Consider the following 24,127-nt stretch of genomic DNA (forward strand, 5'->3'; position numbering starts at 1 on the left):
GTGCGCACCCGCGCGCTCCGCCATTCCGCGCGGTCGGCGACTTTTCATCACACATTCGCCGCCTCGATCGATCAGCCAGGCAGGCAACGCACATCTTTGAAATACAACTCGAGGTTCGCGGCTCGATACGCTAGCGTTATGGTCAAAGCGCACGTTTTGGGGTGGGACGACGATGAAGCAGCATGTGTTTCGGGCAGCAGCGCTGGTCGTGGCGCTCTCCTGGTGCGGGACCCCAGCAGGGGCGCAGTTCGGCGGCTTCAAGCTTGGCGATCTTGCGAAGCGGACGGGCATCTCCATGCCGAGCCTGCGCAAGGAGCCGATCTCGACCAGTCTGCCGGACGCGCGCTGGGGCGATCCCACGCAGGACAATTTCACGCCTCCTTCCCCCAGGCGGGAACTGACCCAGCTGCAGCGAACCGCCAACGGCGGCTTCCTGCTTCAGGCCGGATATTATCGCTTCCACGATCAAAGCTACTGCCTGCATGCGGGGACGCATGGGCCGGGTGGCGGCGACGGGTATCTGTATGCGCCGCCGCTTGGCGCAGCCAGGGACGCGGTGATCGCGATCGTTCGCGGCTCCGTCCCGCACCCCGAAATCGATCAGCATGTCATCCAGGCGTTGCTCTGGGCGATCCTGTCGCGGGCAAGGATCGAGGATTTGTCAGGCGAGCAAAAGGTGGCTGCGGCGCAGCTGCTGACGCCGCGGCAGCTCGCCGGGCTGAACCGCAACGTCATGGACATGTTGTCGTCCGGGCCGATCGCGGACAATCTGCCGCGCGAGGTAAGGACCGTCATGCAGGCCGAAGCCGACCTGCGGCGGATGCTGACCACGCCTGGCACCAGCTTCGGCGAGCTGGAGCGCGTCGCCGTGCTCGCTGGTATGGCGCCTGCCGGTCCGGGGAGCATCGCGGTGCCAACCGGGCGCTGGAGCCACCATCCCGACGGCTATTGGATCCGCTACCTTCCTAACAGCTACTCGAACACCGTGGTCGAACTATGGGTGCCGGAAGGTTCGCCGGGGGTCGGGAAGGAATATGATCCGGCCACCCATATCGCGGTGCCGGGCAACACCTCGCGGCAGCGACTGATCCAGTCCGGCCGGCCCTATCGGAACGAGTGAGGCCGACTGGCCCGTCCAGCGACGCTCGTTGTCGCGCGCTGAGCCATGCCAATGGCGTCAACGCGGGCGGCGGCTACAGCGCCGCACGGATTGCGGTAAGGGCGTTCAGATAGCGGCGCGAGCCTTGGCCCTGGATCAGCACCCACGGCACGCCACGCCGCTCCAGCTCGCGGCGTGACAGGTCGAAGAAGCGTCGGCGTTCGCGCTGCGAACCGAACATGCGGGTGCCGTCCTCGACCCACGGCAGATCGATGTCGAACAGCAGGTAGAGGTCGGCGGTGCCCCGCCATTGATCGAACCACGGATCGCGTCGTCCGAACATCATGTCCGCCCATACCGCGCTCATCAACGGATCGGTGTCGAGGATTACGGGGGACGCGCCGCTGGCCACCGCATTGCGCGCCTTTGCGTCCTGCGTCTGCGCGATCACGACGAGGTCGGCCATCGTCAAATCGGTGCCATAGGTCTCGCAATAGGTGCGTCCGAATTCGGCGACGCAGATCGAGTCAAACTGCTGCGCCAGTCGCGGCGCCATCGTCGACTTGCCGGTGCTCTCCGGCCCGTGAAGGCAGACGGTCCGCAACGTCATGCCGGCACCATCCGCCACCCGGTGGCGAGCGCGCGGCGCCAGTCGAGCAGCCCCCAGACCGCGAGCCCGAGATAGACGAGGTAGAGCCCGGCGAAGGGGTAGAGCCCCTTGGCGAGATAGAGCGGCACCGAGGCGACGTCGACCGCGATCCACAGCCACCAATTCTCGATCGCGCGCCGCGCCATCAGCAGTTGCGCCGCGACGCTGGCGGCGGCGATCCCGGCATCCCACCACGGCAGTGCGGCGTCGGTCAGCCGGTGCATCGCGCTACCCCATGCCAGCCAGCACAACATCATGCCGATGACCCATGCGGCGCGGGCGCGGGTGTCGAGCGTGCCGACGGGGACGTCGCCGCTCCGTTCCTGCGCGCGCCGCCAGTTCCACCAGCCGTACAGATTGGCGGCGGCGAAGAAGAGCTGCAGCAAGGCGTCCGAATAGAGCCGGGCGCGGAACACCACGACGCCGAGCAGTGCGACCGAGACGATCGCGGTCGGAAAGGTCCAGATGCTACGCCGCGCGGCCAGCGCGACACAGGCAATCCCGAGGGCGGTGGCGATCCATTCGGCAAGCGACATCGCCGCGAAACCTAGCCGCGCGAGGATGTAAAAACAGCTACGATTCCCCGCTTGCGCTGCGAATTTCCGCTGATATAAGCCGCGCCCTGTCGACGGTACATCCGCTCGGCACCCTGGTCGGGGAATAGCTCAGCCTGGTAGAGCACTGCCTTCGGGAGGCAGGGGCCGGAGGTTCGAATCCTCTTTCCCCGACCATTTCATTTGCCGCGGCCGCGCGGCACCATTCTTCCGCTGATGCGTAGGAGCCGCTCACCTTCAGGAGCGTGTTTCCGATGAGCGGACCCCGGTTATTCCAGCCAATTGCGATCGGCGGCCTGACGATCGCCAATCGCATCGTCATCGCCCCGATGTGCCAATATTCGGCGGTCGACGGCGGCATGACCGACTGGCACACGATCCATCTCGGGCACCTTGCGCTGTCAGGCGCGGGTGTGCTGACGATCGAGGCGACCGCCGTCGAGCCGATCGGGCGGATCAGCTATGGCGACGTCGGACTCTGGGACGATGCGACCGAAGCGGCGATGGCGCGGGTGCTCGAATCGGTGCGACGTCATTCGGACATGCCGATTGCGATTCAGCTTGGCCATGCCGGACGCAAGGCGTCGACCGACCTGCCATGGAAGGGCGAGCGCCAAATCCCGGCCAGCGATCCGCATGGCTGGGAGACGGTTGCGCCATCGGCATTGCCCTATGATCCCGAGAACCCTGCGCCGGTGGCGCTCGACCGTGACGGGCTGGTGCGTATCCGCGACGCCTTTGCCGAGTCGGCGAAACGGTCGGCGCGGCTCGGGCTCGATCTGATCCAGATCCATGCCGCGCATGGCTATCTGCTCCACCAGTTCCTGTCGCCGCTCTCCAACCGGCGTGACGATGAATATGGCGGCTCGCTGGAGAACCGGATGCGTTTTCCGCTGGAGGTATATGACGCGGTGCGCGCGGCGTTCCCGGCGGAACGGCCAGTGACGGTGCGCGTGTCAGGCAGCGACTGGGTCGAGGGCGGCTGGGATGCGGAGCAGACCGTCGCCTTTGCCAGGGCGCTTGAGGCGCGCGGCTGCGCGGCGATCCACGTATCGAGCGGTGGGCTCGATCCGCGCCAGCAGATCCCGGTCGGGCCGAGCTATCAGGTGCCGCTGGCACGAGCGGTGAAGCAGGCGGTGTCGATCCCGGTCGTCGCGGTCGGGCTCATCACCGAGCCGCAGCAGGCCGAGGCGATCGTCGCGACCGGTGATGCCGATCTGATCGCGCTGGCGCGGACGATCCTCTACGATCCGCGCTGGCCGTGGCACGCCGCCGCCGAATTGGGTGCGCGGGTGAAGGCGCCCGACCAATATCTCCGCTCGCAGCCGCGCCAGTACAAGCATCTGTTCGACGTCGACGGTTCAGCGGAGGATTGAGGGCGGCGCGATTGTCTTCGCCCGGGGCGGGTGCCATGAGCGTCGTCATGCGCTTCCTGCTTTCGCTGCTCGCCCTTTTGCTGATCGCCGGACCTGCGGCGGCGCAGGAGCGCGCGCCGCTGGTACTGGCGGCGGCGAGCATGCAAGAGGCGTTGACCGAAGCGGGCGACGCGTGGGTGAGGGCGGGGCATGAGCGACCGCGATTGTCGTTCGCGGCGTCGTCGGCGCTCGCGCGGCAGATCGCGGCGGGCGGGCGCGCCGATCTGTTCATCTCCGCCGACAACGACTGGATGGACGACGTCGCCAGGCGCGGGCTGGTCGTGGCGGGGTCGCGCGCGGTGCTGGCGCGCAACCAGCTGGTGGTGGTGTCGCGGCCGGGGCTGCCGCGCGTCGTGGCGACCAAGGGGGCGGCGCTCGCCAGGTTGCTGGGCGGCGGGGCGTTGGCGATGGCCGATCCCGACAGCGTACCGGCAGGCAAATACGGGCGTGAAGCGCTGACCCGGCTCGGCGCATGGGAGGCGGTCGCCCCGCGCGTCGTGCGGGCGGAGAATGTCCGCGCGGCGCTGGCGCTCGTCGAGCGCGGGGCGGCGCCTTACGGGATCGTCTATGCCACGGACGCACGCGCGGCGAGCGGCGTGCAGATCGCGGGCGTGTTCCCGCCGCGCAGCCATGCGCCGATCGTCTATCCGATCGCGCGGCTGACCGCTGGGACGAGCCCGGAGGCCGAGGGCTTTCGTCGCTTTCTGCTGTCGCGCGCCGGGCAGGCGATCCTCGCGCGGCGCGGCTTCACGACGCGTTGAGCGAGCTGCTGCCGATCGTCCGGCTGACCCTGCTGGTCGGCGGGACCGCGACGCTGGGGGCGCTGCCGGTCGCGTTCGCGCTGGCGTGGGTGCTGGCGCGGTGGCGGTTTCCGGGCAAGGTGCTGCTCGACGGGCTGGTGCATCTGCCGCTGGTGGTGCCGCCGGTGGTGACGGGCTGGGTGCTGCTGCTCGCCTTCGCGCCGGCGGGTCCGATCGGGCGCGTGCTGGAGGCCGGCTTCGGGGTCAGCGTGCTGTTCCGCTGGACCGGCGCGGCGATCGCGGCTGGGGTGATGGCCTTGCCACTGATGGTGCGCGCGATGCGGCTGTCCATCGAGGCGGTCGACCGGCGGCTGGAACAGGCGGCGCGAACGCTGGGCGCGACGCGCTGGCGGGCCTATGCGACCGTGACGCTGCCGCTTGCCGCGCCGGGGATAGCGGCGGCACTCGTGCTCGGGCTGGCGCGCGCGATCGGCGAGTTCGGCGCGACGATCACCTTCGTGTCGAACGTGCCGGGCGAGACGCAGACGCTGCCGCTCGCCATCTATGCCGCGCTCCAGCGGCCGGGGGGCGAGAGCGAAGTGTGGCGGCTGGCGGCGGTGTCGGTGGCGCTGTCGCTGGTCGCGCTCATCGTGTCGGAGGCGCTGGTGCGGCGCGCGGGGCGGGGCGTGCATGTCCTTTGACGTCGATGTGTCGGCGCGGCGCGGCGCGGGCACGGTCGGTGCGCGCTTCGTGGCGGGCGACGGGTTGACGGTGCTGGTGGGTGCGTCGGGGGCGGGGAAGACCAGCCTGCTCGACATGATTGCCGGGCTGCTGCGGCCGGTGCGCGGGCATGTGCGGGTCGGCGGACGGACGTTGTTCGATGACGACACCGGGGTCGACCTGGCACCGGAGCAACGCCGGGCGGGCTATGTGTTTCAGGACGCGCGGCTGTTTCCGCATCGCCGCGTGCAGGCGAACCTGCTGTACGGCGCGCGCGATGCCTCGCGGCTGGCGGAGGTGGCGGCGACTTTGGACATCGCGCCGTTGCTCCGGCGGTGGCCGCGGACCTTGTCGGGGGGCGAGGCGCGGCGGGTGGCGATCGGGCGGGCGCTGCTCAGCGAGCCGGCGTTCCTGTTGCTGGATGAGCCATTGTCGTCGCTCGATCCCGCGCGGCGTGAGGAGGCGATGCGCGCGATTGAGCGGGTGCGCGACGCGCGCGCGGTGCCGATCCTGATGGTGACGCATGATGCGCGCGAGGCAGAGCGGCTGGGGGATCGGGTGATCACGATCGGGTGAGCGTGCGGCTTCGCCGATACCACGTCCGTTCGCCCTGAGCCTGTCGAAGGGCTAGATGCACGTGCTTCGACGAGCTCAGCACGAAGGGGTTTGGTTCTTCACGTTCACTTCGATGGGGGACAGTCGGCGTGACGGTCAGCGCAGGCAGCTATCCAGCCCGGTGCGGCGAACCGCGCCCACGTAGCGCGCGATCTGGTTGCCCCGGCGGCGGACGAAGCCGGTCGGGGCGACCGCCTCGCGCTTCTTCGGGAGCGGCAGAACAGCGGCGATGCGCGCGGCCTCGACCGGGCTCAGCGTCTCGGCGCTGTGATGAAAGTAGCGCTGCGCCGCCGCCTCCGCGCCATAGGTGCCGATACCGGTCTCGGCGATGTTGAGATAGACTTCCATGATCCGCTGCTTGCCCCAGATCGTCTCGATCAGCAGCGTGAACCATGCCTCCAGCGCCTTGCGGAGATAGCCGCCGCCCTGAAACAAAAAAGCGTTCTTGGCGGTCTGCTGGCTGATCGTCGAGCCGCCACGGATCCGCTGGCCCTCGGCATTATGCGCCGCTGCCCCGGCGATCGCGCGCCAGTCGAAACCGTGATGGCTGCAGAAGCGCGCGTCTTCGCCCGCGATCGCGGCGCGTGCCATGTCGGGGTCGATCCGTGACAATGGTGTCCAGTCCTTCGTCACCGAATGACCGCCGACGACGTCACCCATCATCGTCATGGTGAAGGGTACGGGGACGATCGCGTAGACGCCGACCCAGACGAGCGACAGCACGACGAAGCCGAGGACGATCTTGAAGAGCAGGCGCAGCGCGGTGAACATGCGCCGCGTCGTACCGGCACCGGGCGGGGTCGCTCAACCCCCCGCCGGTGCCGCATCACGTATCAGGCGGTCAGCAGCCGTTTGTCGCCCGCCAGCCGCATCATCGCGCGCTGGAGCTTCTCGAACGCGCGGACCTCGATCTGGCGAACGCGCTCACGCGAGACACCATAGACCTGGCTGAGTTCTTCCAGCGTCTTGGGATCGTCGGTCAGGCGGCGCTCGGTGAGGATATGCTTCTCGCGATCGTTGAGATCATCCATCGCGTTCATCAGCATGTCGTGGCGGACGTCCTTCTCTTGCTGGTCGGCGACGACGCTGTCCTGCAAGGGCGCATCGTCCTGCAACCAGTCCTGCCACTGACCCTCGCCATCCTCGCGCATCGAGACGTTGAGCGACGTGTCGCCGCCCATCGCCATGCGGCGGTTCATGCTGACCACATCCGCCTCGGTCACGCCGAGATCGGTGGCGATTTTCTGGACGTTCTCGGGCGTCAGATCGCCGTCCTCGAACGCGTCGAGCCGCGCTTTCATCCGGCGCAGGTTGAAGAATAATTTCTTCTGGGCCGCGGTGGTGCCCATCTTCACCAGGCTCCACGAGCGCAGGATGAACTCCTGGATCGAGGCGCGAATCCACCACATCGCATAGGTGGCGAGGCGGAATCCGCGATCGGGCTCGAACTTCTTCACGCCCTGCATCAGGCCGATATTGCCCTCTGAGATCAGCTCGCTGACCGGAAGGCCGTAACCGCGATAGCCCATCGCGATCTTGGCGACGAGCCGCAGGTGGCTGGTGACGAGCTGCGCGGCGGCGTCGGTATCGCCATGCTCCTGGAAGCGCTTGGCGAGCATATATTCCTGCTCGGGCGCGAGGATCGGAAACTTCTTGATCTCCGACAGGTAGCGATTGAGGCTCTGCTCCCCGCCGAGCGCAGGAATCGTCGCGGGGACGTTGCTGCGGGTTGCCATGATCCTAAGTCTCCCTTCCTTGCGGAATACGCGTGATGTGCCAGCTGGCGACGTCGAACCGCGTTCCGTTTCTATACGATAAGCTGACTGAACAGTTCCTGCATGTCCGGCGGCATCGCGCTGTCGAAACCCAGCGTTTCGCCGGTGATCGGATGCACGAACCCCAGATGCGCGGCGTGAAGCGCCTGCCGCCGAAAATTCAGCGTGTCCAGCACCTGCTTGTGAGCATGTTTTGTTCTACCATAAACCGGATCGCCCAGCAAGGCATGGCCGATCGATGCCATATGCACGCGAACCTGATGCGTGCGACCGGTTTCCAGCCGGCACTCGACCATGGTCGCATCGCGGAGGAGGTCCAGCGTTCGGTAATGCGTCACCGCGCGCTTGCCGCCGACCACGATCGCGACCTTCTTGCGATTGTTGGGTGAGCGTGCGAGCGGAGCGTCGACCGATCCCGCCGCCGGCATTGGCCGGCCACCGACGATCGCGCGGTAGCGGCGATCGATGCTGTGCGCGGCAAATTGCCTGGCGAGCCCTTCGTGGGTGCGGTCGGTCTTGGCGGCGACCATCAGCCCGGAGGTGTCCTTGTCGATCCGGTGGACGATCCCCGGTCGTGCAACGCCGCCAATACCGGAGAGCGACCCCTGACAATGGTGGAGCAACGCGTTGACCAACGTCCCGTCGAGATTGCCGGCCGCGGGATGGACGACCAGTCCGGCGGGCTTGTCGATGACGATCAGGTGTTCGTCCTCGAATGCGATGACGAGCGGAATGTCCTGCGCCTCATTGTGCGCGGGCGTCGGAGCGGGAACAGCGACCGCGAATTGCTCGCCGCCACGTGCCTTGCGCGACGGGTCTCGCATGGCCGTGCCCGCCTGCGTGACCTGTCCGGCGTTGATAAGCACCTTCAGCCGCTCGCGCGACAGCGTCGGCACCGCATCGGCGAGCGCACGATCCACCCGCCAGCCGTCGGCGGCCTGTGCGATCGTCGCTTCGAGAATGATGACCCCCCGGTCCATTGCTTTGCTAAATGGCGATGATGGTCAGGATTACAATCGCCCAGCGAAACGAACTCCGTGCCATGGCGGCCGTGGAGCGAGGCGAGATCTGCGGCCTGTTGCTGGGCGACGGGGTAGTGGTGACGCGGCTGTTGCCGTGCAGGAACGTCGCCGCCGATCCGGCGACGCGCTTTGAAATCGATCCGGCGGCGTTGATCGCCGCGCATCGGTCGGCGCGCGGCGGGGGCGAGCGGATCATCGGTCATTATCATTCCCACCCCTCCGGCATCGCGCGACCTTCGCCGCGCGATGCCGCCGATGCCGCGCCCGATGGCAGCATCTGGCTGATCGTGGCGGGCGAGGCGGTGACGGCGTGGCGCGCGGTGGCGCATGGCGCGGTCGAGGGGCGGTTCGATCCGCTGACGCTGGACGTAAGCGGTTGCGCGGGCTCGGGCGACTCGCCACAAGGCCGTAACGCCATCCCGCCAAGGTAGCCCTTACCGATGCCCATCAGTCCGGTCGATTTCGCTTCGCTGCTCTGTTCGCGGCTATGCCACGATCTGTTGTCGCCGGTCGGGGCGCTGAACAACGGGCTGGAGTTGCTGAATGACGAAACCGACCCGGAGATGCGGGCGCGGTGCCTGGAGCTGCTGAACGAAAGCGCACGGACGTCCGCGAACAAGCTGAAGTTCTTCCGGCTGGCGTTCGGCGCGGCGGGTGGCTTTGGTGAGCGGGTCGACGTGCACGAGGCGCGGCAGGCGGTCGAGGCGCTGTTGGGCGACAACAAACGGCTGAATCTGCAATGGATGGTCGAGGCGACCGAATTGCCCAAGGCAGCGGTGAAGGTGCTGCTCAACCTGGCCTTGATCGCCGGCGATACCTTGGTGCGTGGCGGCACGGTGACCATCGGGACCGAGGAGAGCGCCGAGGCGACCGAGATCGTGCTTCGCGCCGAGGGGCCGCGGATCGTGCTCGATCCCGATCTGCGCACGACGCTGACGGATGGGCCGGCGGATGAGAGCGCGGTCACGCCGCGCGCCGCGGCTGCGTTCCTTGTCCACGAACTGGTGGGGGAGGCAGGCGGATCGGTGGTGGTCAGCGAGCCGGTGGACGGCGCGCTGTTGTTCGGCGCGGCGCTGCCGCACCGCTAACCTCGGCCGCGGCGCGGTAAAGACCCTTTTAACGCCTGTCGTGCGATGCCGTCCGCCTAGCCAGGGCGACGGGACCGCATGGACGATCTTCTGCAGGAATTCATTGCTGAAACGCGCGAAACGCTGGAGGCGATCTCGGGCGAGATCGTGGGGTGGGAGGCCGACCCTAACGATCGTTCGCGGCTGGATGCGATCTTCCGCTTCGTCCACACGATCAAGGGCAGCTGCGGCTTCCTCGATCTGCCCCGGCTCGCGCGGTTAAGCCACGCCGCCGAGGATGCGCTGGCGGCGGTGCGCGCCGGCGAGCGAGCGCCGGACCAGGCGCTGGTCACCGTCATCCTCGCGATCATCGATCGCATCGGCGAGATCGTCGAGGCGATCGATGCAGGCGAAGCGCTGTCCGAGTCGGGCGAGGCGATGCTGATCGCGGCGCTGGACGGCGCGATCGCGGGCGAGATCACGCCCGCGTCCGAGCCGGCGGATACGCCGTCGGCGGCCCATGCGACCCGTGCCACCCCGAAGCGATCGGTGCGGTTGTCGGTCGACCTGCTCGACCGGATGATGAGCGGCGTGTCGGACATGGTGCTGGCGCGGAACCAGCTGGCGCGGCATTTGCGGATGATCGACGACCCGCGGCTCGAATCCATGCTGGAGCGGCTGAGCATCTCGGTCGACGAGTTGCGCGACACGGTGACACGGACCCGGATGCAGCGCGTCGAATCGCTGTTTTCGGCACTGCCGCGACTGGCACGCGACTCGGCGGCGGCGCTCGACAAGTCGGTGACGCTGACGATCGAGGGCGGCGACGTCGAGCTGGACCGCGAGATGATCGAGCTGTTACGTGACCCGTTGGTGCATCTGGTCCGGAACGCCGTCGATCATGGGATCGAGGATCGCGCCAGGCGGATGCAGGCGGGGAAGCCGGCGGCGGGAGAATTGCGGATCGTCGCGCGGCAGGCGGGCAATCTGATCATCATCGAGATCGCCGACGACGGACGCGGCATCGATAGCGAGCGGTTGCTCGCCAAGGCGTTGCGCGAGCGTCCCGAGCGGGCCGCCGAACTCGCCGCGCTCGACGAGGACGGGCGGCTCAAGCTGATCTTCGAGGCCGGGCTGTCGTCGCGCGATGAAGTGACTGCGCTGTCAGGTCGCGGCGTGGGCATGGACGTGGTGAAGGCCAATGTCGAACAGGCCGGCGGGCGAATCTCGCTGGTCAATCGCCCGGGCCAGGGGCTGGTGATCGCGCTGGAGGTGCCGTTGACGCTGGCGATCCTGAACGCGGTGCTGGTCGAGGCGGCGGGAACGCGCTTCGCGATCCCGCGCCAGTCGGTCGACGAGATCGTCGCGGTGGATGGCGGTGCGGTACGAGTCGACCGCGTTGCGGCGGGCGCGGTGGTGCTGTTGCGTGGACAGCGGCTGCCGATGATCTCGCTGCCGACCCTTCTGGGGCGGAGCGAGGCGGCGACGGCGCCGGGCTTTCTGGCGATCGTGTCGCTGCGCGAGGGGCGGTTCGCGCTCGCGCTCGACGGGGTGAACGATACGCAGGAACTGGTGGTGAAGCCCGCCGCGCCCGCGGTGATGTGCGCGGGCATCTACGCCGGGCAGATGTTGCCCGACGACGGCGCGCCCATCCTGCTGCTCGATTGCTCGGCGATCGCGGCGCGTGCCGCGCTGGCGTTCGAGCGCGCCGACGAGGCGGTGGCGGAGGCCGAAGCGGTCGAGCCGGTCCGGGCCCTGCTGTTCGACGACATCGACGGCGCGCGCCGGATGATCGTGTCGGACGCGGTCGACCGGATCGAGGGCGTTGCGGCGGGCGGGGTCCGCGCGCTGGCCGGCGGGCTGTGGCTGACGATCGGCGATCGCTCCATCCCGGTATGGTCGGGGACCGGTGCGGTGGCAAGCGAGGTGCGCACGGTCCTGCGCCTCCAGCTCGACGATCAGGAACTCGCCTATCCGATCGCCGACGCGATCGAGATCGTGCCGCTGCCGCAGGACATCGCGCTCGCCGCCGATCCACATGGCGTGATCGCGGGGCTGGCGGTGATCGACGGCGAGCCGATCGAGCTGGTCGATCCGTTGGCGCTGTTCGACGATGCGCCGGCCGCGGCCGAGCGACCGGTGTGCCTGCTGCATGGCGCGGAGAGCGGCTGGATGGAGGCGTTCCTGAAGCCCGCGATCGAGCAGGCCGGCTATCGCGTGGTGCGACGCGCCTCGCCGGACATGCCGGTCGCGCTCGCGCTGGCCATGGAGGATGACGCCGACGCGCCGCCGGTGCCGGTGCCGGCGCTGCGGCTGAGCCGCGAGCGGGGCAAGCCATTGTACCGCTTCGACCGTGCCGCGCTGATCGCCGCACTCAAGGGATATGCCGCATGATGGGCGCTCTGCATCTGGTCGCACGGGTCGGCGACCGTGGTCTGCTGTTCGATGCCGAGCGCGTCGACTCGGTGGTCGAGGTCCACAGCACCGTTCCGGCCCCCGGCGCTGCTCCGGCCGTCGTCGGGCTGGCGGCGATGCGTAGCCGCGTGGCGACCGTCATCGACGTGCGCGAATTGTTTGGCGGCATGCCGATGGTCCGCGACGGCAAGGGGGGACGTGCGATCGCAACCCTGGTCGATGGACATCTTTACGCAATCGCCGTCGACGCGCTTGAGGACGTCGCCACCTTCACCCTGGCTCCCGCGCCGATCGCGCAAGGCACCGCCGGCGAATGGGACTTCGTCACCGGCGTCGCCGAGGGCGAGGGCGAGACGTTGATGGCGGTCGACATCGACCGGCTGGTCGCGCGCGCAAGTGCGCTGGGCTGAGCCCCGCCATTAACTCCATCCTTACTGCGCCGCGCCCAAGATGCGGCATCATCAGAAAAAAACCGGAAGTAGCATGAAGACCTGCCTGATCGTCGATGACTCCAAGGTGATCCGCAAGGTGGCGCGCCACATCCTGGAGGCGCTGGACTTTTCGGTGTCGGAAGCGGGTGATGGTCGCGAGGCGCTGACCCATTGCCGGCAAACGTGCCCGGACGTGATCCTGCTCGACTGGAACATGCCGGTGATGAGCGGGATGGAGTTCCTGCGCGCGCTGGGCGAGGAGCCGATGCCGCGTCGGCCCAAGGTGGTGTTCTGCACCACCGAGAACGGCATGGCGCATATCCGTGCCGCGATCGAGGCGGGCGCCGACGAATATGTCATGAAACCGTTCGACCGGGAGACGCTGCACAGCAAGCTCCAGATCGTCGGCGTCGCCTGATACTGATCGCGACGTGTCGGAACCTGCCATGATCCCGTTTCCCGGGCCGGCTGCTGCCGACCGGCAACCGCGCGTCCTGATCGTCGACGACTCGGCGGTAGCCCGCGCGGCCCTGTCGCGCTTTATTACTGGCAGCGGCCGGTTCGAGCTGGCGGGTGCGCTGCCGGATGCGCAGCGCGCACTGGCTTTCCTGCGGAAGGAGTCAGTCGATTTCATCCTGCTCGATCTGGTGATGCCGCATCAAAGCGGGATCGATGCGCTGCCGGAGCTGCTGAAGGCCGGTGCGGGTGCGCGGGTGCTGGTCGTCTCCAGTTCGGCCGCGGAGGGCGCCGCGGTGACGATGCGGGCGCTGGCGCTTGGCGCGGCGGATACGCTGGTGAAGCCGAGCATCGGCGCATTCGCCGGTCGGTTTGGCGAGACACTGCTGGCACGACTCGATCTGCTCGCCACCCATGGCGTGAACCGGCCGCTGCCGCGCCGCGCAACGATCATGACGCCGCCCCCGTTCGATGCGATCGCGATCGGCGCCTCGACCGGCGGCATTCACGCGCTTGCTTCATTGCTGGAGCAGGTGCCCGCCGCGATGACCCAGCCGATCTTCGTCACACAGCATCTGCCAACCGCCTTCTCGCCCTATTTCGCGGCGCAGATCGGGGCCGTCGCACGACGCCCGTCGACGATCGCTCACGAGCGGCGGCGGGTGCTGGAGGGTGAGGTGCTGATCGCGCCCGGCGATGCGCATCTGCTCGCCGCAACGCAAGCCGACGGGCAGATCGCTACGCGATTGTCGCAGGCGCCAAGCCCGACCGGCAATCTGCCGTCGGTCGACCCGATGTTCACCAGTCTCGCGCAGACCTATGGCACGCGGCTGCTGGCGATCGTGCTGACGGGCATGGGGCGCGACGGCCTTCAGGGAGCGCGGGCGGTGCGCGCGGCCGGTGGGACGATCGTCGTGCAGGACCGCGACTCTTCGGTCGTCTGGGGCATGCCGGGTGCCGTTGCCGAGGCTGGTCTGGCGGATGCGGTGCTCGCGCCGCATGAGATCGGCGCGATGATCGCAGCGCGGCGCGCGGGCGGGCGCGCGTGATGGCGGAAATCGATTCCGGTTCGGCGCGCGTGTTCGCGGCGCTGCTGGAGGCGCGTACCGGGCAGCGTATCGCCGTTGGCCGGAGCTGGCGGTTCGAGGCGTCGCTGGGCCCGTTGCTCCAGTCGTACGCGCTGGACCGCGTCGACCAGCTCGCGGCGCGGTTGATCGAGGGCAAGGACAAGCAACTGGCCGATAAGATCGTCGACGCGTTGCTCAATCAGGAAACGTCGTTCTTCCGCGATGGCGGCGTGATCGAGGGGGCGGTGGAGGCTGTTGCCGGACGCGCGCCAATGCGGGTCTGGTGCGCGGCCTGCGCGACCGGACAGGAGCCGCTGTCGCTGGCGATGTTGTTCGCCGAAGCGGGCGGGGCGATGCCGGAGATCGTCGCCACCGACGTTTCCGCCGCCGCGATCGCGCGCGCGCGCGAGGGCCATTATTCGCAATTCGAGATCCAGCGTGGACTGCCGATCAGGCGGATGATGAAATGGTTCGAGTCGGCCGCCGACAACAATTGGCGCGCCTCGGCCACGTTGTTGGGGGCGATCCATTATCGCCGGCACAATCTGATCGTCGACGTCCCGCCGATCGGCGAGTTCGACCTGATCCTGTGTCGCAACCTGCTGTTCTACTTCGCGCCACACCAGCGTGAGGAGGTGCTGGCGCGGCTGGCCGGGGCGCTCAGACCGGACGGGTTCCTGCTGCTGGGCGCGGGCGAAACCGTGATCGGGCAATCGGAACGGCTCCGTCCCAGCGCGCGCGCGCGGGGCCTCTACGAACGCGTTCCCGACCCGGCCGACAGCAACCGGGTTTACACCGGGCACTGATTTCGCGAACGACGGTGCATCGGGTAACGGTGGCGAGGTCGATGGTGGCAGGCGGGGAGCGTCGGACGGGCGGATCGGGCGCATGAGGTGCCGCGAGCTGCCGTCACCCAGTTTCAACGAGCGGTTGCTGCCGATCTCGATGATCGTGCTGCATTATACCGGGATGAAGACCGCGCAGGAGGCGCTCGACCGGCTCCGTGATCCGGCCGCCGAGGTGTCCTGCCACTATTTCGTCGACGAGGATGGCACGATCACCCGGCTGGTCGCCGACGACAAGCGCGCGTGGCACGCGGGAGCGGCGCATTGGCGCGGCGTGACCGACGTCAACTCGGCGTCGATCGGGATCGAGATCGTCAACCCCGGCCACGACCATGGCTATCGCGCCTTCCCGGAACCGCAGGTCGAGGCAGTGATCCGGCTCGTCGCGCGTCTGAAGGACATGTACGAGATCACGCGCGGCAATATCGTCGGTCATTCCGACGTCGCGCCGCTGCGCAAGCGCGATCCGGGCGAGCTGTTCCCGTGGCATCGGCTCGCGCGGCTACGGCTGGCGCTGCCGCGGCCGACCAAGAATCTCGTCGATCCGATGTGGGGCGAGGCGGCGTTCTGCCTCGCGCTGGAGCGGTTCGGCTATGACGTGAACGACCGGATGGCGGCGATCATGGCATTCCAGCGGCGCTTCCGGCCCGAGCTGATCGACGGCGAGATGGATGCGGAATGCCGGATGATCCTGCTCGCTTTGCTGTTGCCCAGGCCGCAGGGGGATGATTGACCCCCGTTCGTCATTGCGAGCGTAGCGAAGCAATCCAGTGTTCCGCGCGCGGCCCTGGATTGCTTCGCTACGCCCGAAATGACGATCCGCTTTGCTATCGCGTCCGCGTTCTCTAAGAGGGCCCCGCCAGAGGGCCGGGCGGCCGCGTCGCGCGCAAGCGTGCCGAGGAAAGTCCGGGCTCCACGGAACAACGGTGGCGGGTAACGCCCGCCGGCTCGGGCTTCGGCCCGCAGTCAGGGACAGTGCAACAGAGAGCAGACGGCCTGGGCCTCGGCCCGGTCATGGTGAAAGGGTGCGGTAAGAGCGCACCGCGCGGCCGGTAACGGTCGTGGCACGGTAAACCCCACCGGGAGCAAGACCGAATAGGGGCAGCATGGCGGCGCTTGCGTCGTCGGGGTGTGTTCCCACCCGCTGCCCGGGTTGGTTGCTGGAGCGCGTCGGCAACGGCGCGCCGAGAGGAATGGTCGCCTATCCCCGTTCGCGGGGTGGACAGAACCCGGCTTACAGGCCCTCTGGCAAATTCGCGGCCACGATCGGTTGGCGCGGGCGCGACGCGTCCTTATGTGCCGCACGAATGGCACGTATTCCCACCCGATCGAACGACTGGGGCTTTCCCCGCTGGCGCGGCTATGGCGCCAATCGCGAGGCGACGACCGTGCGGCTGTGCGACCGTCACGGCTGCACCGAGCCGGGAACGTGCCCTGCGCCCAAGTCGCCCAACAGCCCCGAGCGCTGGTATTTCTGTCAGGCCCATGCCGCCGAGTACAACCGCGGCTGGAATTATTTCGAGGGCCTGTCCGCCGAGGAGGCCGCGCAGCGCGAGGCGAACGAGCGGCGCGACGCGGGCGGCTTCTCGCAGTCGAAGCATCAGGCATGGGCCGGATCGGGCGACGGCACGCGCTCGCGCGACGAAATGCGCGCGCTGGAGGTGCTGGAGCTGGAGGTGGATGCGTCGTTCGACGATGTGCGGCTGGCGTGGCGGCGGCTGGCGAAGTCGAACCACCCCGACGTGCGGCCTGGCGACAAGGACGCCGCGACGCGCTTTCAGGCGATCCAGGCCGCCTATGACGTGCTGCGCGTCGCCGAGGAGGCGCGGACGTGGAAGCCGCGCGCCGAGTCATGAAGGATCAGGTGCGCGCCGGCTGGACGGGTGCGGTGCTGGTGTGCGGGAAGTGCTCGAAAAAGCTGGACGGCGGGTTCGGCGCAAAGGGCAGAACGTCGCTCGCCAAGGCGCTGCGCGGCGAGCCGGGGTTCGGCAAGGGACGCAAGGCAGCGGTCGGGGTGGTCGAGGTGAAATGCCTCGGCATCTGTCCGAAGGGCGCGGTGACGATCGTCGACAGCCGCGCGCCGGGGTGCTGGCGGATCGTACCGGCGGGGGCGAATGTCGAGGCGCTGGGTGAGTTGTTGAAGGATTAGGGACGTTAACTCCCGTTCGCGCTGAGCCTGTCGAAGCGTGTGATAAAAGCGCTGTGCTTGCAGCCCGTGCTTCGACAGGCTCAGCACGAACGGGAGGGGGTGACCGTCCATAACCCCGTCATTTCCGCGCAGGCGGGAATCCAGAACCTCTGACGTTGCGCCTCTATTGACATGCCTGCGCGTCTGGTTTCCCGCCTGCGCGGGAATGACGTGGCGGGAGCAGCGGGAGCCGCCCTCCTTCACGCCATCGGTAATCCCTCCAGCACCTTGTCGAGCGTCAACGGATAGTCCCGGATGCGGACGCCGCAGGCGTTGTAGACGGCGTTCGCCACCGCCGCCGCCGCGCCACACAGCCCGAGTTCGCCGACGCCCTTGGCCTTCATCGGCGAGGTCTTGTCGTCGAGCGTGTCGAGGAACACAACCTCCTGATGCGGCACGTCGAGATGCACGGGGACGTGATATTCGGCGAGATCGTGGTTCACGAAATAGCCGAACCGCGCGTCGACCACCGCATCTTCCATCAGCGCCGCGCCGATCCCCATCGTCATCCCGCCGATCACCTGGCTGCGCGCCGACGTCGGGTTGAGGATGCGCCCGGCATCATAGACGCCCGACATCCGCCGCACGCGGATTTCGCCAGTAAAGACGTTGACCGCCGCCTCGACGAAATGCGCGCCGAAGGTCGCTTGCGCGTAATCCTTCTCCAGCGTGCCGTACTCCATCGAGTCCTCGCCGCTGATCCCCTCGTCGCCTGCCGCCTTCGCAAGATCGACCGCGCGGTTGCCGCTCGACACCTTACCGTCGGCGAAGGTGACGTCGTCGGAATTGAAGCCCAGCTTCTGCGCGATGCGGCGGCGAAGGTCGACGCAGGCGGCATAGACGCCCGCGGTCGAGCTGTTGCCGCCCCATTGCCCGCCCGAGCCGGACGAGACCGGGAAGCGGCTGTCGCCGAGCAACACGATGACCTTGTCGAGCGGCACCCCGAGCATCTCGGCGGCGGTCTGCGCGATGATCGTGTAGCTGCCGGTGCCGATGTCGGTCATGTCGGTCGCGACCGTCACCATGCCCTTGCGGTCGATCCCGACGCGCGCGCCCGACTTCATGTTCATGTTGTTGCGGAACGCCGCGGCCATGCCCATGCCGACCAGCCAGTCGCCGTCGCGCACCTGCGCCGGTTTCGGGTTGCGGCGGTTCCAGCCGAACTTTGCCGCACCCTCTTCGAGACAGCGGACGAGGTTGCGGTCGGAGAACTCCCGCTCCGGCTGCTCGGGATCGACCATCGTGTCGTTGACGATGCGGAAGCGCACCGGGTCCATCCCCAGCTTCTCCGCCATTTCGTCCATCGCGACCTCAAGCGCCATCAGGCCGGGCGCTTCGCCGGGCGCGCGCATCGCGTTGGCCTCGGGCAGGTCGAGCACCGCAAGATGCGTCTCGGTCAGCCGGTTGTCGCCGGCGTAGAGCAATTGCGTCTGATTGGCGGCCGTCTCCGGGCCACCGCCGGGTAGATCGCCCGACCACGTCTGATGCGCGATCGCGGTGATCTTGCCCGCCTTGTTCGCGCCGATCCGGATGCGCTGGATCGTCGCGGGGCGGTGCGTGGTGTTGTTCATCAGCTGCTGCCGCGCGAGCGCGACCTTGACCGGGCGCCCCGCCGCCTTCGCCGCGAGCGCGGCCATCACCGCATCGGACCGCACCCACAATTTGCCCCCGAAACCGCCGCCGACATAGGGCGAGAGGACACGGATCTTTTCCTTGGGGATCAGCAGCGTCTCGCTCATGTCGCGCACCGCCCAGGCGATCATCTGGTTGCTGGTCCACAAGGTCAGTTCATCGCCGTTCCACGCCGCGATCGTCGCGTGCGGCTCCATCATCATGTGGCTCTGGTCGGGCGTGGTGTAGGTGGCGTCGAGCTTGACCGGGGCGCTGGCGAACGCGCCGGCGAAGTCGCCGCGCACGGTTTTCATCTTGTCGCCCTTGGCGATCGGCGCGCCGTCCTTGGCCGCTTTCAGCTCATATTTGCCCCTGGCGCGCGCATAGTCGACGCGCACGCGTTTGGCGGCGTCGCGTGCCTGCTCGAACGTCTCGGCGACGACGATCGCAATCGCCTGATCGTAATGCTCGACCTCCGGACCGGCGAGCATCGTCGCGGTATGTGCCTTGGCCTTGCCGAGCTTGCCGGCGTTCTCGTAGGTGACGACCGACACCACACCGGGTGCGCGCTGCGCATCGGCAATGTCGATCCGCGTGATGCGCCCCTTGGCGACGGCTGCGCCGACGATCACGCCGTAGGCGTGGTTCGGGGCGACGTCGTTGCGCTCGAAGGCATAAGGTGCAGTGCCGGTGACCTTGAGCGGGCCGTCGATACGGTCGGTGGGCTTGCCGATGACCTTCTGCTGGTCAATCGGGTTGCGGCCGGCGGGGGTGTCGAACTTCATGCTGCGCGTCCTTCGGCGAGCACCGCGGCCAGCGTGCGCTCGACCAGCGGGATTTTATAGGCGTTCTGCGATGTCGGCGTCGCACCGGCGAGCGCGGCGGCGGCGATCGCCTTCGCGCCACCGTCCAGCCGCGCCTCGGCGGCGGCAACCCGCCACGGCTTGTGCGCGACGCCACCGAAGGCGAAGCGGGGCGTGCCGCTTTCGGGCAGGATCGCCGCGACCGAAACCGTCGCAAAGGCGTAAGAGGCGCGGTCGCGGACCTTGCGATAGATATGCGTGCCGCGCACCGGCGGTGGGAGCGTGACGGCGGTGATCATCTCTCCGGGCGAGAGCGCGGTCTCGATCCACGGCGTACTGCCGGGCAGGCGGTGGAAGTCGGCGATCGGGATCACGCGAGTGCGTCCGCCGCCGTCGACCGTTTCTACGGTCGCGTCGAGCGCGCGCATTGCTACCGCCATGTCGCTGGGATGGGTCGCGATGCAATCCTTGCTGGTGCCGATCACCGCCAGCGCGCGGCTGTAGCCGCCCAGCGCCGCGCAGCCCGAGCCGGGCTTGCGCTTGTTGCACGCCTGATTGGTGTCATAGAAGTACGGGCAGCGCGTCCGCTGGAGCAGGTTGCCCGCGGTCGTCGCCTTGTTCCGCAACTGTCCCGACGCACCCGATAGCAACGCGCGGCTGAGCACGCCGTAGTCGCGGCGGACGCGCTGGTCGGCGGCGAGCGCGGTGTTGCGGACCAGAGCCCCGACGCGTAAGCCGCCATCCGGTGTCGCCTCGATCGTGTCGAGCCCGAGCCGGTTGATGTCGACCAGATGCGTCGGCGCCTCGATCTGCAGCTTCATCAGGTCGAGCAGATTGGTGCCGCCGGCGACGAACTTCGCGCCCGGCTTCGCGGCGACCGCGGCGGCGGCAGCGGCGGGGGAGGTGGCGCGCTCGTAGGTGAAGGGCTTCATGCGACGTCCTCCGCACCCGCGACATCGGCGATCGCGGCAACGATATTTGAATAAGCGGCGCAGCGGCAGATGTTGCCGCTCATCCGCTCACGGACTTCCTGCGCGTCGATGCGACCGGCGGCGGTGAGGTCGGGCGAAACGTAGCTCGGCACGCCGTCCTTCACCTCCTGCAACATCGCCACCGCCGCCATAATCTGGCCGGGGGTGCAATAGCCGCATTGATAGCCGTCGTGCTTGACGAACGCGGCCTGCATCGGGTGCAGGTCGCCCGGCCTGCCGAGCCCTTCGATGGTCGTGATGCTGTCGTCATCGTGCATCACCGCGAGCGTCAGGCACGAGTTGATTCGTTTGCCCTCGACCATCACCGTGCACGCACCGCACTGGCCATGGTCGCAGCCTTTTTTGCTGCCGGTCAGCTGCAGATGCTCACGCAACGCGTCGAGCAGCGTGACGCGCGGGTCGAGGTCGAGCGCGCGCTTCTTGCCGTTGACGGTGAACGACACCGGAACGGTGGCGGCGGGCGTCTCGGCGGGCAGCGGCTGCGCATCAAGCGGCAGCGCGACGGTGGAAGCAGCGGCGGCGCCGCTGACGAGTGCCCCGCGGCGGGTGGGGCAAAATCCGTTGGTATCGGTCATGTCGGTCCTGCTGTCGAAGCGGACAGGACGCCGCTCCGCTCGATGAAACGCGTATGATCTCCGTTATATCCTCAAGCCCAGGAGATGCGAGCCCGCTGGCGGACGTCCAGCGCCTGTATTAACATCGCTGTCAAAAGCTGGAGAGGACAGGCTGATGGCATCGCTCGCGACGGTGGATTCGACGTTGATGGCTCCGGGCGAGTGGGAGGCGCGGGTCGATCTGGCCGCCGCCTACCGGCTGGTGGCGCTCTATGGCTGGGACGATCTGATCTTCACGCATCTGTCGGCGCGGGTACCAGGGCCGGAGCATCATTTCCTCATCAACCCCTATGACATGATGTTCGAGGAGATCACCGCCTCCTCGCTGGTCAAGATTGACGTAGACGGGCAGCCGGTCGGCGCGAGCGCGCATCCGGTCAATCCGGCCGGGTTTACGATCCACTCGGCGATCCACATGGCGCGCGACGATGCGCAGGCGGTGATGCATCTCCACACGCCGCACGGGCAGGCGGTGTCGGCAATGGCGTGCGGGCTGTTGCCGCATACCCAGACCGCGATGATCGCGTCGCACGACGTCGCCTATCATGAATATGAGGGGATCGCGACCGACCTTGAGGAGCGCGAGCGGCTGGTCGCCGATCTCGGTTCGCGCCACGCGATGATTTTGCGCAACCACGGCACGTTGACGGTGGGGGACTCGGTCGCATCGTGCTTCCTGCGACTCTATTTCCTCGAACGCGCGTGCGAGGCGCAGGTGTTGATGCTCGCCGCCGGTGCCGATGGCCTGCATACGCCGCCGCAGGGTGTTGGGGACAAGGTCGCGCGGCAATCGCCGCCCGCCGGTGTCGGGATGCTGGCGCGCGGGCTGGCGTGGCCGGCCTTGTTGCGCAAGCTCGACCGGATCGATCGCTCCTATCGCGATTGACGCTTGGCGAGCCCCCGCCGCGTGCGATACGTGAGCGCTAACAAAGCGATGGAGGGGATGATGGCGATGTGGCGCATGTTGGTGGCGGGATCGGCAATGGCGCTGGCCGCGCCCGCGGGGGCACAGGTGGCGACGCCGCGCTTCGCGCACATCTTCGCGGATCATGCCGTGCTCCAGCGCGACCGGCCGATCGCCGTGTGGGGTCAGGGCGCGCCGAACGCGGCGGTGACGGTGCGGCTCGGCCAGCAGAGCGCCTCTGCCACCGCCGACGCGCAGGGGCGCTGGCGTGCGACGCTGCCGGCGCAGGCCGCTGGCGGGCCCTATATGCTCACGGTCGACGGCGGGCAGACGCTGAACGACATCATGGTCGGCGACGTCTTCCTGTGCGGCGGCCAATCGAACATGGAGTTCATGGTCAAGCAATCGACCAATGCCTGGGGCGCATTGCAGACCCCGGCCGACCCCGACCTGCGTTATGCCACGATCCCCGACACCAGTCGCGCGGAGCCGCTCGCCGATCTGGAGGCGCCCGCCAAATGGCAGCGCGTCGGGCCGGACACGGTCGGCGACGCCTCGGCGGTCTGTTACTACATGGCCCGCTCGCTGCGGCAGAGCGAGAAGGTCCCGATCGGCTTCATCAATTCCGAATGGGGCGGGACGCGGATCGAGAGCTGGATCAGCCCCATGTCGCTGGCGACGATTCCGCGACTTAAGGACGGGATCGCGGCGGTCGATCTCTACGGCCGGGATCCGGGCAAGGCGCTGGCGCAGGACGGCGCGCGGCGCGAGGCATGGTGGAAGGCGCATGACCCGGCCGCCGCGCGTCAGGCGGCCTTCCGGCGGCCCGACTTCGACGACAGCAAGTGGGCGACGATCCCGACCTCGGCCTGGAAGGAAGCGGGCGTGCCCGCGCTCGCTGCGTTCGAGGGAGTGGTGTGGCTGCGCGGCACGATCGACCTCACCGCCGAGCAGGTCGCGGCCGCAAAGACGCTGCAGCTCGGGCCGATCGATCAGTACGAAGAAACCTGGGTCAACGGCCGCTATGTCGGCGGCGGCAGCGTCAATTGGGCGTGGCGGCATTACGACGCGCCCAAGGGGACGTGGAAGGTCGGTCGCAACGTCGTCGCGATGCGCGTGCTCGGTGGCGCGAACGGCGGCGGGCTGACCGGTGCCGCGCCGCGCGGGCTGGAACTGGCCGACGGGACGCTGGTGCCGTTCGCCGGGCCGTGGCGCTATTTGCAGGGCCGCGCGCTGACCGGCGAGAAGATCGCGCCCGCGCCGTGGGACGTGCCCAACAGCCTCGCGACGCTGCACAACGGCATGATCGCGCCGCTCGCCGGCTATGGGCTGAAGCTCGCCGCCTGGTATCAGGGCGAGTCGAACGCCGGCGAGGCATCGACCTATCGCGAGCTGATGACGTTGCTGATGGCGGACTGGCGGCGGACCTTCGCCGCGCCGGCCTTGCCGTTCTTCGTCGTCCAGCTCACCTCCTACGGCAAGCCGTCCGCCGCGCCGGTGCAGTCGGGCTGGGCGGAGCTGCGCGAAGCGCAGGCGCAGGCGGTTGCGCAGGACGCCAACGCCGGGCTGGCGGTGACGCTGGACGTCGGCGACCGGTTCGACATCCATCCGACGCAGAAGACGGTGGTCGGCGAGCGGCTGGCACGGCTCGCGCGGGTGGTCGCTTATGGCCAGCCGGGGCTGCGCAGCGGGCCGGAGGTCGCGGGCGTGTCGCGTAGTGGCAGTGATCTGGTCGTGCGCTATCGCAATGTCACCGACGGGCTGCACACGTATAGCGCAGGGCAGGCGATCGGGTTCGAGGCCTGCGCGGGAGAGACGTGCCGCTTCGTGCCGGCCGAGGCGCGGGGCGATACGGTGGTGCTCGCGGGCGCGAATGCCGCGGGCGTGACGAAGGTTCGCTACGCGTGGAGCGATGCGCCGTTCACGAACCTGTTCGACGGCGCGGACCTGCCGGCGGCGCCGTTCGAGCGTGGGGTGGAGTAAGCGCGCCGTCATTGCGAGCGTAGCGCGGCAATCCAGAGCGGCCTGATCCGGCCCTAGATTGTTTCGCTGCACCCGTGATGACGCTCCCTACTGCTGTCACCCCGGCGAAGGCCGGGCTCCAGTTGCGAGCGGCTGGTGGCGATGCGAACCGTTCGACCACCA

General features: G+C 68.2%; 25 protein-coding genes, 1 tRNA gene and 1 other RNA gene. 19 read left to right on the top strand and 8 right to left on the bottom strand.

Going from position 1 to position 24,127, the window contains the following annotated elements:
* Nucleotides 1-172 precede the first annotated feature (172 nt).
* A complete protein-coding gene (locus ACI2JO_RS10255; protein ID WP_404720603.1) occupies nucleotides 173-1,120 on the top strand; it encodes a hypothetical protein in 948 nt (315 codons plus the stop codon).
* Nucleotides 1,121-1,193: 73 nt separating this feature from the next.
* On the opposite strand, the gene ACI2JO_RS10260 is transcribed toward ACI2JO_RS10255, so the two are convergent.
* A complete protein-coding gene (locus ACI2JO_RS10260; protein ID WP_404720604.1) occupies nucleotides 1,194-1,709 on the bottom strand; it encodes an AAA family ATPase in 516 nt (171 codons plus the stop codon).
* Nucleotides 1,706-2,284 carry a nicotinamide riboside transporter PnuC gene (pnuC, locus tag ACI2JO_RS10265; RefSeq protein WP_404720605.1) on the bottom strand — a complete coding sequence of 193 codons (579 nt, stop codon included), beginning with the start codon at nucleotides 2,282-2,284 and terminating at the stop codon, nucleotides 1,706-1,708. Before pnuC ends, ACI2JO_RS10260 begins: the two co-directional genes overlap by 4 nt.
* Nucleotides 2,285-2,402: 118 nt before the next feature.
* On the opposite strand from pnuC, the gene ACI2JO_RS10270 reads away from it, so the two are divergent.
* The 5 genes from ACI2JO_RS10270 (at nucleotide 2,403) to ACI2JO_RS10290 (ending at nucleotide 5,753) form a co-directional block, all read left to right on the top strand.
* Nucleotides 2,403-2,479 (top strand) — tRNA-Pro (locus tag ACI2JO_RS10270).
* Nucleotides 2,480-2,556: 77 nt separating this feature from the next.
* Complete coding sequence (locus ACI2JO_RS10275; protein WP_404720606.1) at nucleotides 2,557-3,678, top strand: NADH:flavin oxidoreductase/NADH oxidase; 1,122 nt, start codon at nucleotides 2,557-2,559, stop codon at nucleotides 3,676-3,678.
* A 35-nt stretch (nucleotides 3,679-3,713) separates the two neighbouring features.
* Nucleotides 3,714-4,478 (top strand): molybdate ABC transporter substrate-binding protein, encoded by a 765-nt coding sequence (modA, locus tag ACI2JO_RS10280; RefSeq protein ID WP_404720607.1) that lies wholly within the window; start codon nucleotides 3,714-3,716, stop codon nucleotides 4,476-4,478.
* On the top strand, nucleotides 4,475-5,158 hold the full coding sequence (modB, locus tag ACI2JO_RS10285; protein WP_159755148.1) for a molybdate ABC transporter permease subunit: 684 nt from the start codon (nucleotides 4,475-4,477) through the stop codon (nucleotides 5,156-5,158). Before modA ends, modB begins: the two co-directional genes overlap by 4 nt.
* Complete coding sequence (locus ACI2JO_RS10290) at nucleotides 5,148-5,753, top strand: ATP-binding cassette domain-containing protein (protein WP_404720608.1); 606 nt, start codon at nucleotides 5,148-5,150, stop codon at nucleotides 5,751-5,753. Before modB ends, ACI2JO_RS10290 begins: the two co-directional genes overlap by 11 nt.
* Nucleotides 5,754-5,888: 135 nt before the next feature.
* Here ACI2JO_RS10290 and mtgA read toward each other — a convergent pair whose 3' ends face one another.
* The 3 genes from mtgA to ACI2JO_RS10305 form a co-directional block, all read right to left on the bottom strand.
* Nucleotides 5,889-6,563: a monofunctional biosynthetic peptidoglycan transglycosylase gene (mtgA, locus tag ACI2JO_RS10295; protein ID WP_404720609.1), complete on the bottom strand. Its 675-nt coding sequence runs from the start codon at nucleotides 6,561-6,563 to the stop codon at nucleotides 5,889-5,891.
* A gap of 62 nt (nucleotides 6,564-6,625) precedes the next feature.
* Nucleotides 6,626-7,528 (bottom strand): RNA polymerase sigma factor RpoH, encoded by a 903-nt coding sequence (gene rpoH / locus ACI2JO_RS10300; RefSeq protein WP_404720610.1) that lies wholly within the window; start codon nucleotides 7,526-7,528, stop codon nucleotides 6,626-6,628.
* A gap of 71 nt (nucleotides 7,529-7,599) precedes the next feature.
* Entirely contained in the window at nucleotides 7,600-8,547 is a 948-nt protein-coding gene (locus ACI2JO_RS10305; protein ID WP_404720611.1) for an RluA family pseudouridine synthase, read from the bottom strand.
* A gap of 62 nt (nucleotides 8,548-8,609) precedes the next feature.
* Between ACI2JO_RS10305 and ACI2JO_RS10310 the strand changes: the two genes are divergently transcribed.
* The 11 genes from ACI2JO_RS10310 (at nucleotide 8,610) to ACI2JO_RS10360 (ending at nucleotide 17,019) form a co-directional block, all read left to right on the top strand.
* A complete protein-coding gene (locus ACI2JO_RS10310) occupies nucleotides 8,610-9,020 on the top strand; it encodes a M67 family metallopeptidase (RefSeq protein WP_404720612.1) in 411 nt (136 codons plus the stop codon).
* Nucleotides 9,021-9,029: 9 nt separating this feature from the next.
* The gene (locus ACI2JO_RS10315) at nucleotides 9,030-9,677 is read left to right on the top strand and encodes a histidine phosphotransferase family protein (RefSeq protein WP_404720613.1); all 648 of its coding nucleotides are present in this window, start codon (nucleotides 9,030-9,032) and stop codon (nucleotides 9,675-9,677) included.
* Nucleotides 9,678-9,755: 78 nt separating this feature from the next.
* A complete protein-coding gene (locus ACI2JO_RS10320) occupies nucleotides 9,756-12,050 on the top strand; it encodes a chemotaxis protein CheA (protein ID WP_404720614.1) in 2,295 nt (764 codons plus the stop codon).
* On the top strand, nucleotides 12,047-12,481 hold the full coding sequence (locus ACI2JO_RS10325) for a chemotaxis protein CheW (RefSeq protein WP_404720615.1): 435 nt from the start codon (nucleotides 12,047-12,049) through the stop codon (nucleotides 12,479-12,481). Before ACI2JO_RS10320 ends, ACI2JO_RS10325 begins: the two co-directional genes overlap by 4 nt.
* 73 nt (nucleotides 12,482-12,554) lie before the next feature.
* Nucleotides 12,555-12,920, top strand: a complete 366-nt coding sequence (locus tag ACI2JO_RS10330; RefSeq protein WP_184039445.1) for a response regulator — start codon at nucleotides 12,555-12,557, stop codon at nucleotides 12,918-12,920.
* Between the two features lie 28 nt (nucleotides 12,921-12,948).
* Complete coding sequence (locus ACI2JO_RS10335) at nucleotides 12,949-14,007, top strand: chemotaxis protein CheB (protein ID WP_404720616.1); 1,059 nt, start codon at nucleotides 12,949-12,951, stop codon at nucleotides 14,005-14,007.
* The gene (locus ACI2JO_RS10340) at nucleotides 14,007-14,831 is read left to right on the top strand and encodes a CheR family methyltransferase (RefSeq protein ID WP_404720617.1); all 825 of its coding nucleotides are present in this window, start codon (nucleotides 14,007-14,009) and stop codon (nucleotides 14,829-14,831) included. Before ACI2JO_RS10335 ends, ACI2JO_RS10340 begins: the two co-directional genes overlap by 1 nt.
* Before the next feature lie 82 nt (nucleotides 14,832-14,913).
* On the top strand, nucleotides 14,914-15,603 hold the full coding sequence (locus ACI2JO_RS10345) for an N-acetylmuramoyl-L-alanine amidase (protein ID WP_404720618.1): 690 nt from the start codon (nucleotides 14,914-14,916) through the stop codon (nucleotides 15,601-15,603).
* Nucleotides 15,604-15,729: 126 nt separating this feature from the next.
* Nucleotides 15,730-16,123, top strand: an RNA gene (rnpB, locus tag ACI2JO_RS10350) — RNase P RNA component class A.
* 54 nt (nucleotides 16,124-16,177) lie between these two features.
* Nucleotides 16,178-16,726: a DnaJ domain-containing protein gene (locus tag ACI2JO_RS10355; RefSeq protein ID WP_404720619.1), complete on the top strand. Its 549-nt coding sequence runs from the start codon at nucleotides 16,178-16,180 to the stop codon at nucleotides 16,724-16,726.
* Nucleotides 16,723-17,019: a (2Fe-2S) ferredoxin domain-containing protein gene (locus tag ACI2JO_RS10360; protein WP_404720862.1), complete on the top strand. Its 297-nt coding sequence runs from the start codon at nucleotides 16,723-16,725 to the stop codon at nucleotides 17,017-17,019. Before ACI2JO_RS10355 ends, ACI2JO_RS10360 begins: the two co-directional genes overlap by 4 nt.
* A 239-nt stretch (nucleotides 17,020-17,258) precedes the next feature.
* Here the strand turns inward: ACI2JO_RS10360 and paoC are convergent, their stop codons facing one another.
* From paoC to paoA, 3 genes are read right to left on the bottom strand one after another with little or no spacing between them, the layout of a single operon-like run.
* On the bottom strand, nucleotides 17,259-19,454 hold the full coding sequence (gene paoC, locus ACI2JO_RS10365) for an aldehyde oxidoreductase molybdenum-binding subunit PaoC (RefSeq protein ID WP_404720620.1): 2,196 nt from the start codon (nucleotides 19,452-19,454) through the stop codon (nucleotides 17,259-17,261).
* Nucleotides 19,451-20,404, bottom strand: coding sequence for an FAD binding domain-containing protein (locus ACI2JO_RS10370; RefSeq protein WP_404720621.1), 954 nt, complete (start codon nucleotides 20,402-20,404; stop codon nucleotides 19,451-19,453). Before ACI2JO_RS10370 ends, paoC begins: the two co-directional genes overlap by 4 nt.
* On the bottom strand, nucleotides 20,401-21,039 hold the full coding sequence (gene paoA / locus ACI2JO_RS10375) for an aldehyde dehydrogenase iron-sulfur subunit PaoA (RefSeq protein WP_404720622.1): 639 nt from the start codon (nucleotides 21,037-21,039) through the stop codon (nucleotides 20,401-20,403). Before paoA ends, ACI2JO_RS10370 begins: the two co-directional genes overlap by 4 nt.
* Before the next feature lie 154 nt (nucleotides 21,040-21,193).
* On the opposite strand from paoA, the gene ACI2JO_RS10380 reads away from it, so the two are divergent.
* Nucleotides 21,194-21,964 (top strand): class II aldolase/adducin family protein, encoded by a 771-nt coding sequence (locus tag ACI2JO_RS10380; protein ID WP_404720623.1) that lies wholly within the window; start codon nucleotides 21,194-21,196, stop codon nucleotides 21,962-21,964.
* A gap of 60 nt (nucleotides 21,965-22,024) precedes the next feature.
* Nucleotides 22,025-23,965, top strand: a complete 1,941-nt coding sequence (locus tag ACI2JO_RS10385) for a sialate O-acetylesterase (RefSeq protein ID WP_404720624.1) — start codon at nucleotides 22,025-22,027, stop codon at nucleotides 23,963-23,965.
* Nucleotides 23,966-24,127 lie beyond the last annotated feature (162 nt).

It is taken from the genome of Sphingomonas sp. NPDC079357, from assembly GCF_044901155.1.
Classification (GTDB): domain Bacteria; phylum Pseudomonadota; class Alphaproteobacteria; order Sphingomonadales; family Sphingomonadaceae; genus Sphingomonas.

Coding starts and splice junctions, on each gene's coding strand:
- ACI2JO_RS10370 (WP_404720621.1), bottom strand. CDS start 20,404: ATGAAGCCCTTCACCTACGAGCGCGCCACCTCCCCCGCCGCTGCCGCC.
- ACI2JO_RS10290 (WP_404720608.1), top strand. CDS start 5,148: ATGTCCTTTGACGTCGATGTGTCGGCGCGGCGCGGCGCGGGCACGGTC.
- ACI2JO_RS10340 (WP_404720617.1), top strand. CDS start 14,007: ATGGCGGAAATCGATTCCGGTTCGGCGCGCGTGTTCGCGGCGCTGCTG.
- ACI2JO_RS10355 (WP_404720619.1), top strand. CDS start 16,178: ATGGCACGTATTCCCACCCGATCGAACGACTGGGGCTTTCCCCGCTGG.
- paoC (WP_404720620.1), bottom strand. CDS start 19,454: ATGAAGTTCGACACCCCCGCCGGCCGCAACCCGATTGACCAGCAGAAG.
- ACI2JO_RS10320 (WP_404720614.1), top strand. CDS start 9,756: ATGGACGATCTTCTGCAGGAATTCATTGCTGAAACGCGCGAAACGCTG.
- mtgA (WP_404720609.1), bottom strand. CDS start 6,563: ATGTTCACCGCGCTGCGCCTGCTCTTCAAGATCGTCCTCGGCTTCGTC.
- modA (WP_404720607.1), top strand. CDS start 3,714: ATGAGCGTCGTCATGCGCTTCCTGCTTTCGCTGCTCGCCCTTTTGCTG.
- ACI2JO_RS10315 (WP_404720613.1), top strand. CDS start 9,030: ATGCCCATCAGTCCGGTCGATTTCGCTTCGCTGCTCTGTTCGCGGCTA.
- ACI2JO_RS10260 (WP_404720604.1), bottom strand. CDS start 1,709: ATGACGTTGCGGACCGTCTGCCTTCACGGGCCGGAGAGCACCGGCAAG.
- ACI2JO_RS10305 (WP_404720611.1), bottom strand. CDS start 8,547: ATGGACCGGGGGGTCATCATTCTCGAAGCGACGATCGCACAGGCCGCC.
- ACI2JO_RS10345 (WP_404720618.1), top strand. CDS start 14,914: ATGAGGTGCCGCGAGCTGCCGTCACCCAGTTTCAACGAGCGGTTGCTG.
- rpoH (WP_404720610.1), bottom strand. CDS start 7,528: ATGGCAACCCGCAGCAACGTCCCCGCGACGATTCCTGCGCTCGGCGGG.
- ACI2JO_RS10325 (WP_404720615.1), top strand. CDS start 12,047: ATGATGGGCGCTCTGCATCTGGTCGCACGGGTCGGCGACCGTGGTCTG.
- ACI2JO_RS10330 (WP_184039445.1), top strand. CDS start 12,555: ATGAAGACCTGCCTGATCGTCGATGACTCCAAGGTGATCCGCAAGGTG.
- ACI2JO_RS10380 (WP_404720623.1), top strand. CDS start 21,194: ATGGCATCGCTCGCGACGGTGGATTCGACGTTGATGGCTCCGGGCGAG.
- ACI2JO_RS10275 (WP_404720606.1), top strand. CDS start 2,557: ATGAGCGGACCCCGGTTATTCCAGCCAATTGCGATCGGCGGCCTGACG.
- ACI2JO_RS10255 (WP_404720603.1), top strand. CDS start 173: ATGAAGCAGCATGTGTTTCGGGCAGCAGCGCTGGTCGTGGCGCTCTCC.
- ACI2JO_RS10385 (WP_404720624.1), top strand. CDS start 22,025: ATGGCGATGTGGCGCATGTTGGTGGCGGGATCGGCAATGGCGCTGGCC.
- ACI2JO_RS10310 (WP_404720612.1), top strand. CDS start 8,610: ATGGCGGCCGTGGAGCGAGGCGAGATCTGCGGCCTGTTGCTGGGCGAC.
- ACI2JO_RS10360 (WP_404720862.1), top strand. CDS start 16,723: ATGAAGGATCAGGTGCGCGCCGGCTGGACGGGTGCGGTGCTGGTGTGC.
- paoA (WP_404720622.1), bottom strand. CDS start 21,039: ATGACCGATACCAACGGATTTTGCCCCACCCGCCGCGGGGCACTCGTC.
- ACI2JO_RS10335 (WP_404720616.1), top strand. CDS start 12,949: ATGATCCCGTTTCCCGGGCCGGCTGCTGCCGACCGGCAACCGCGCGTC.
- pnuC (WP_404720605.1), bottom strand. CDS start 2,284: ATGTCGCTTGCCGAATGGATCGCCACCGCCCTCGGGATTGCCTGTGTC.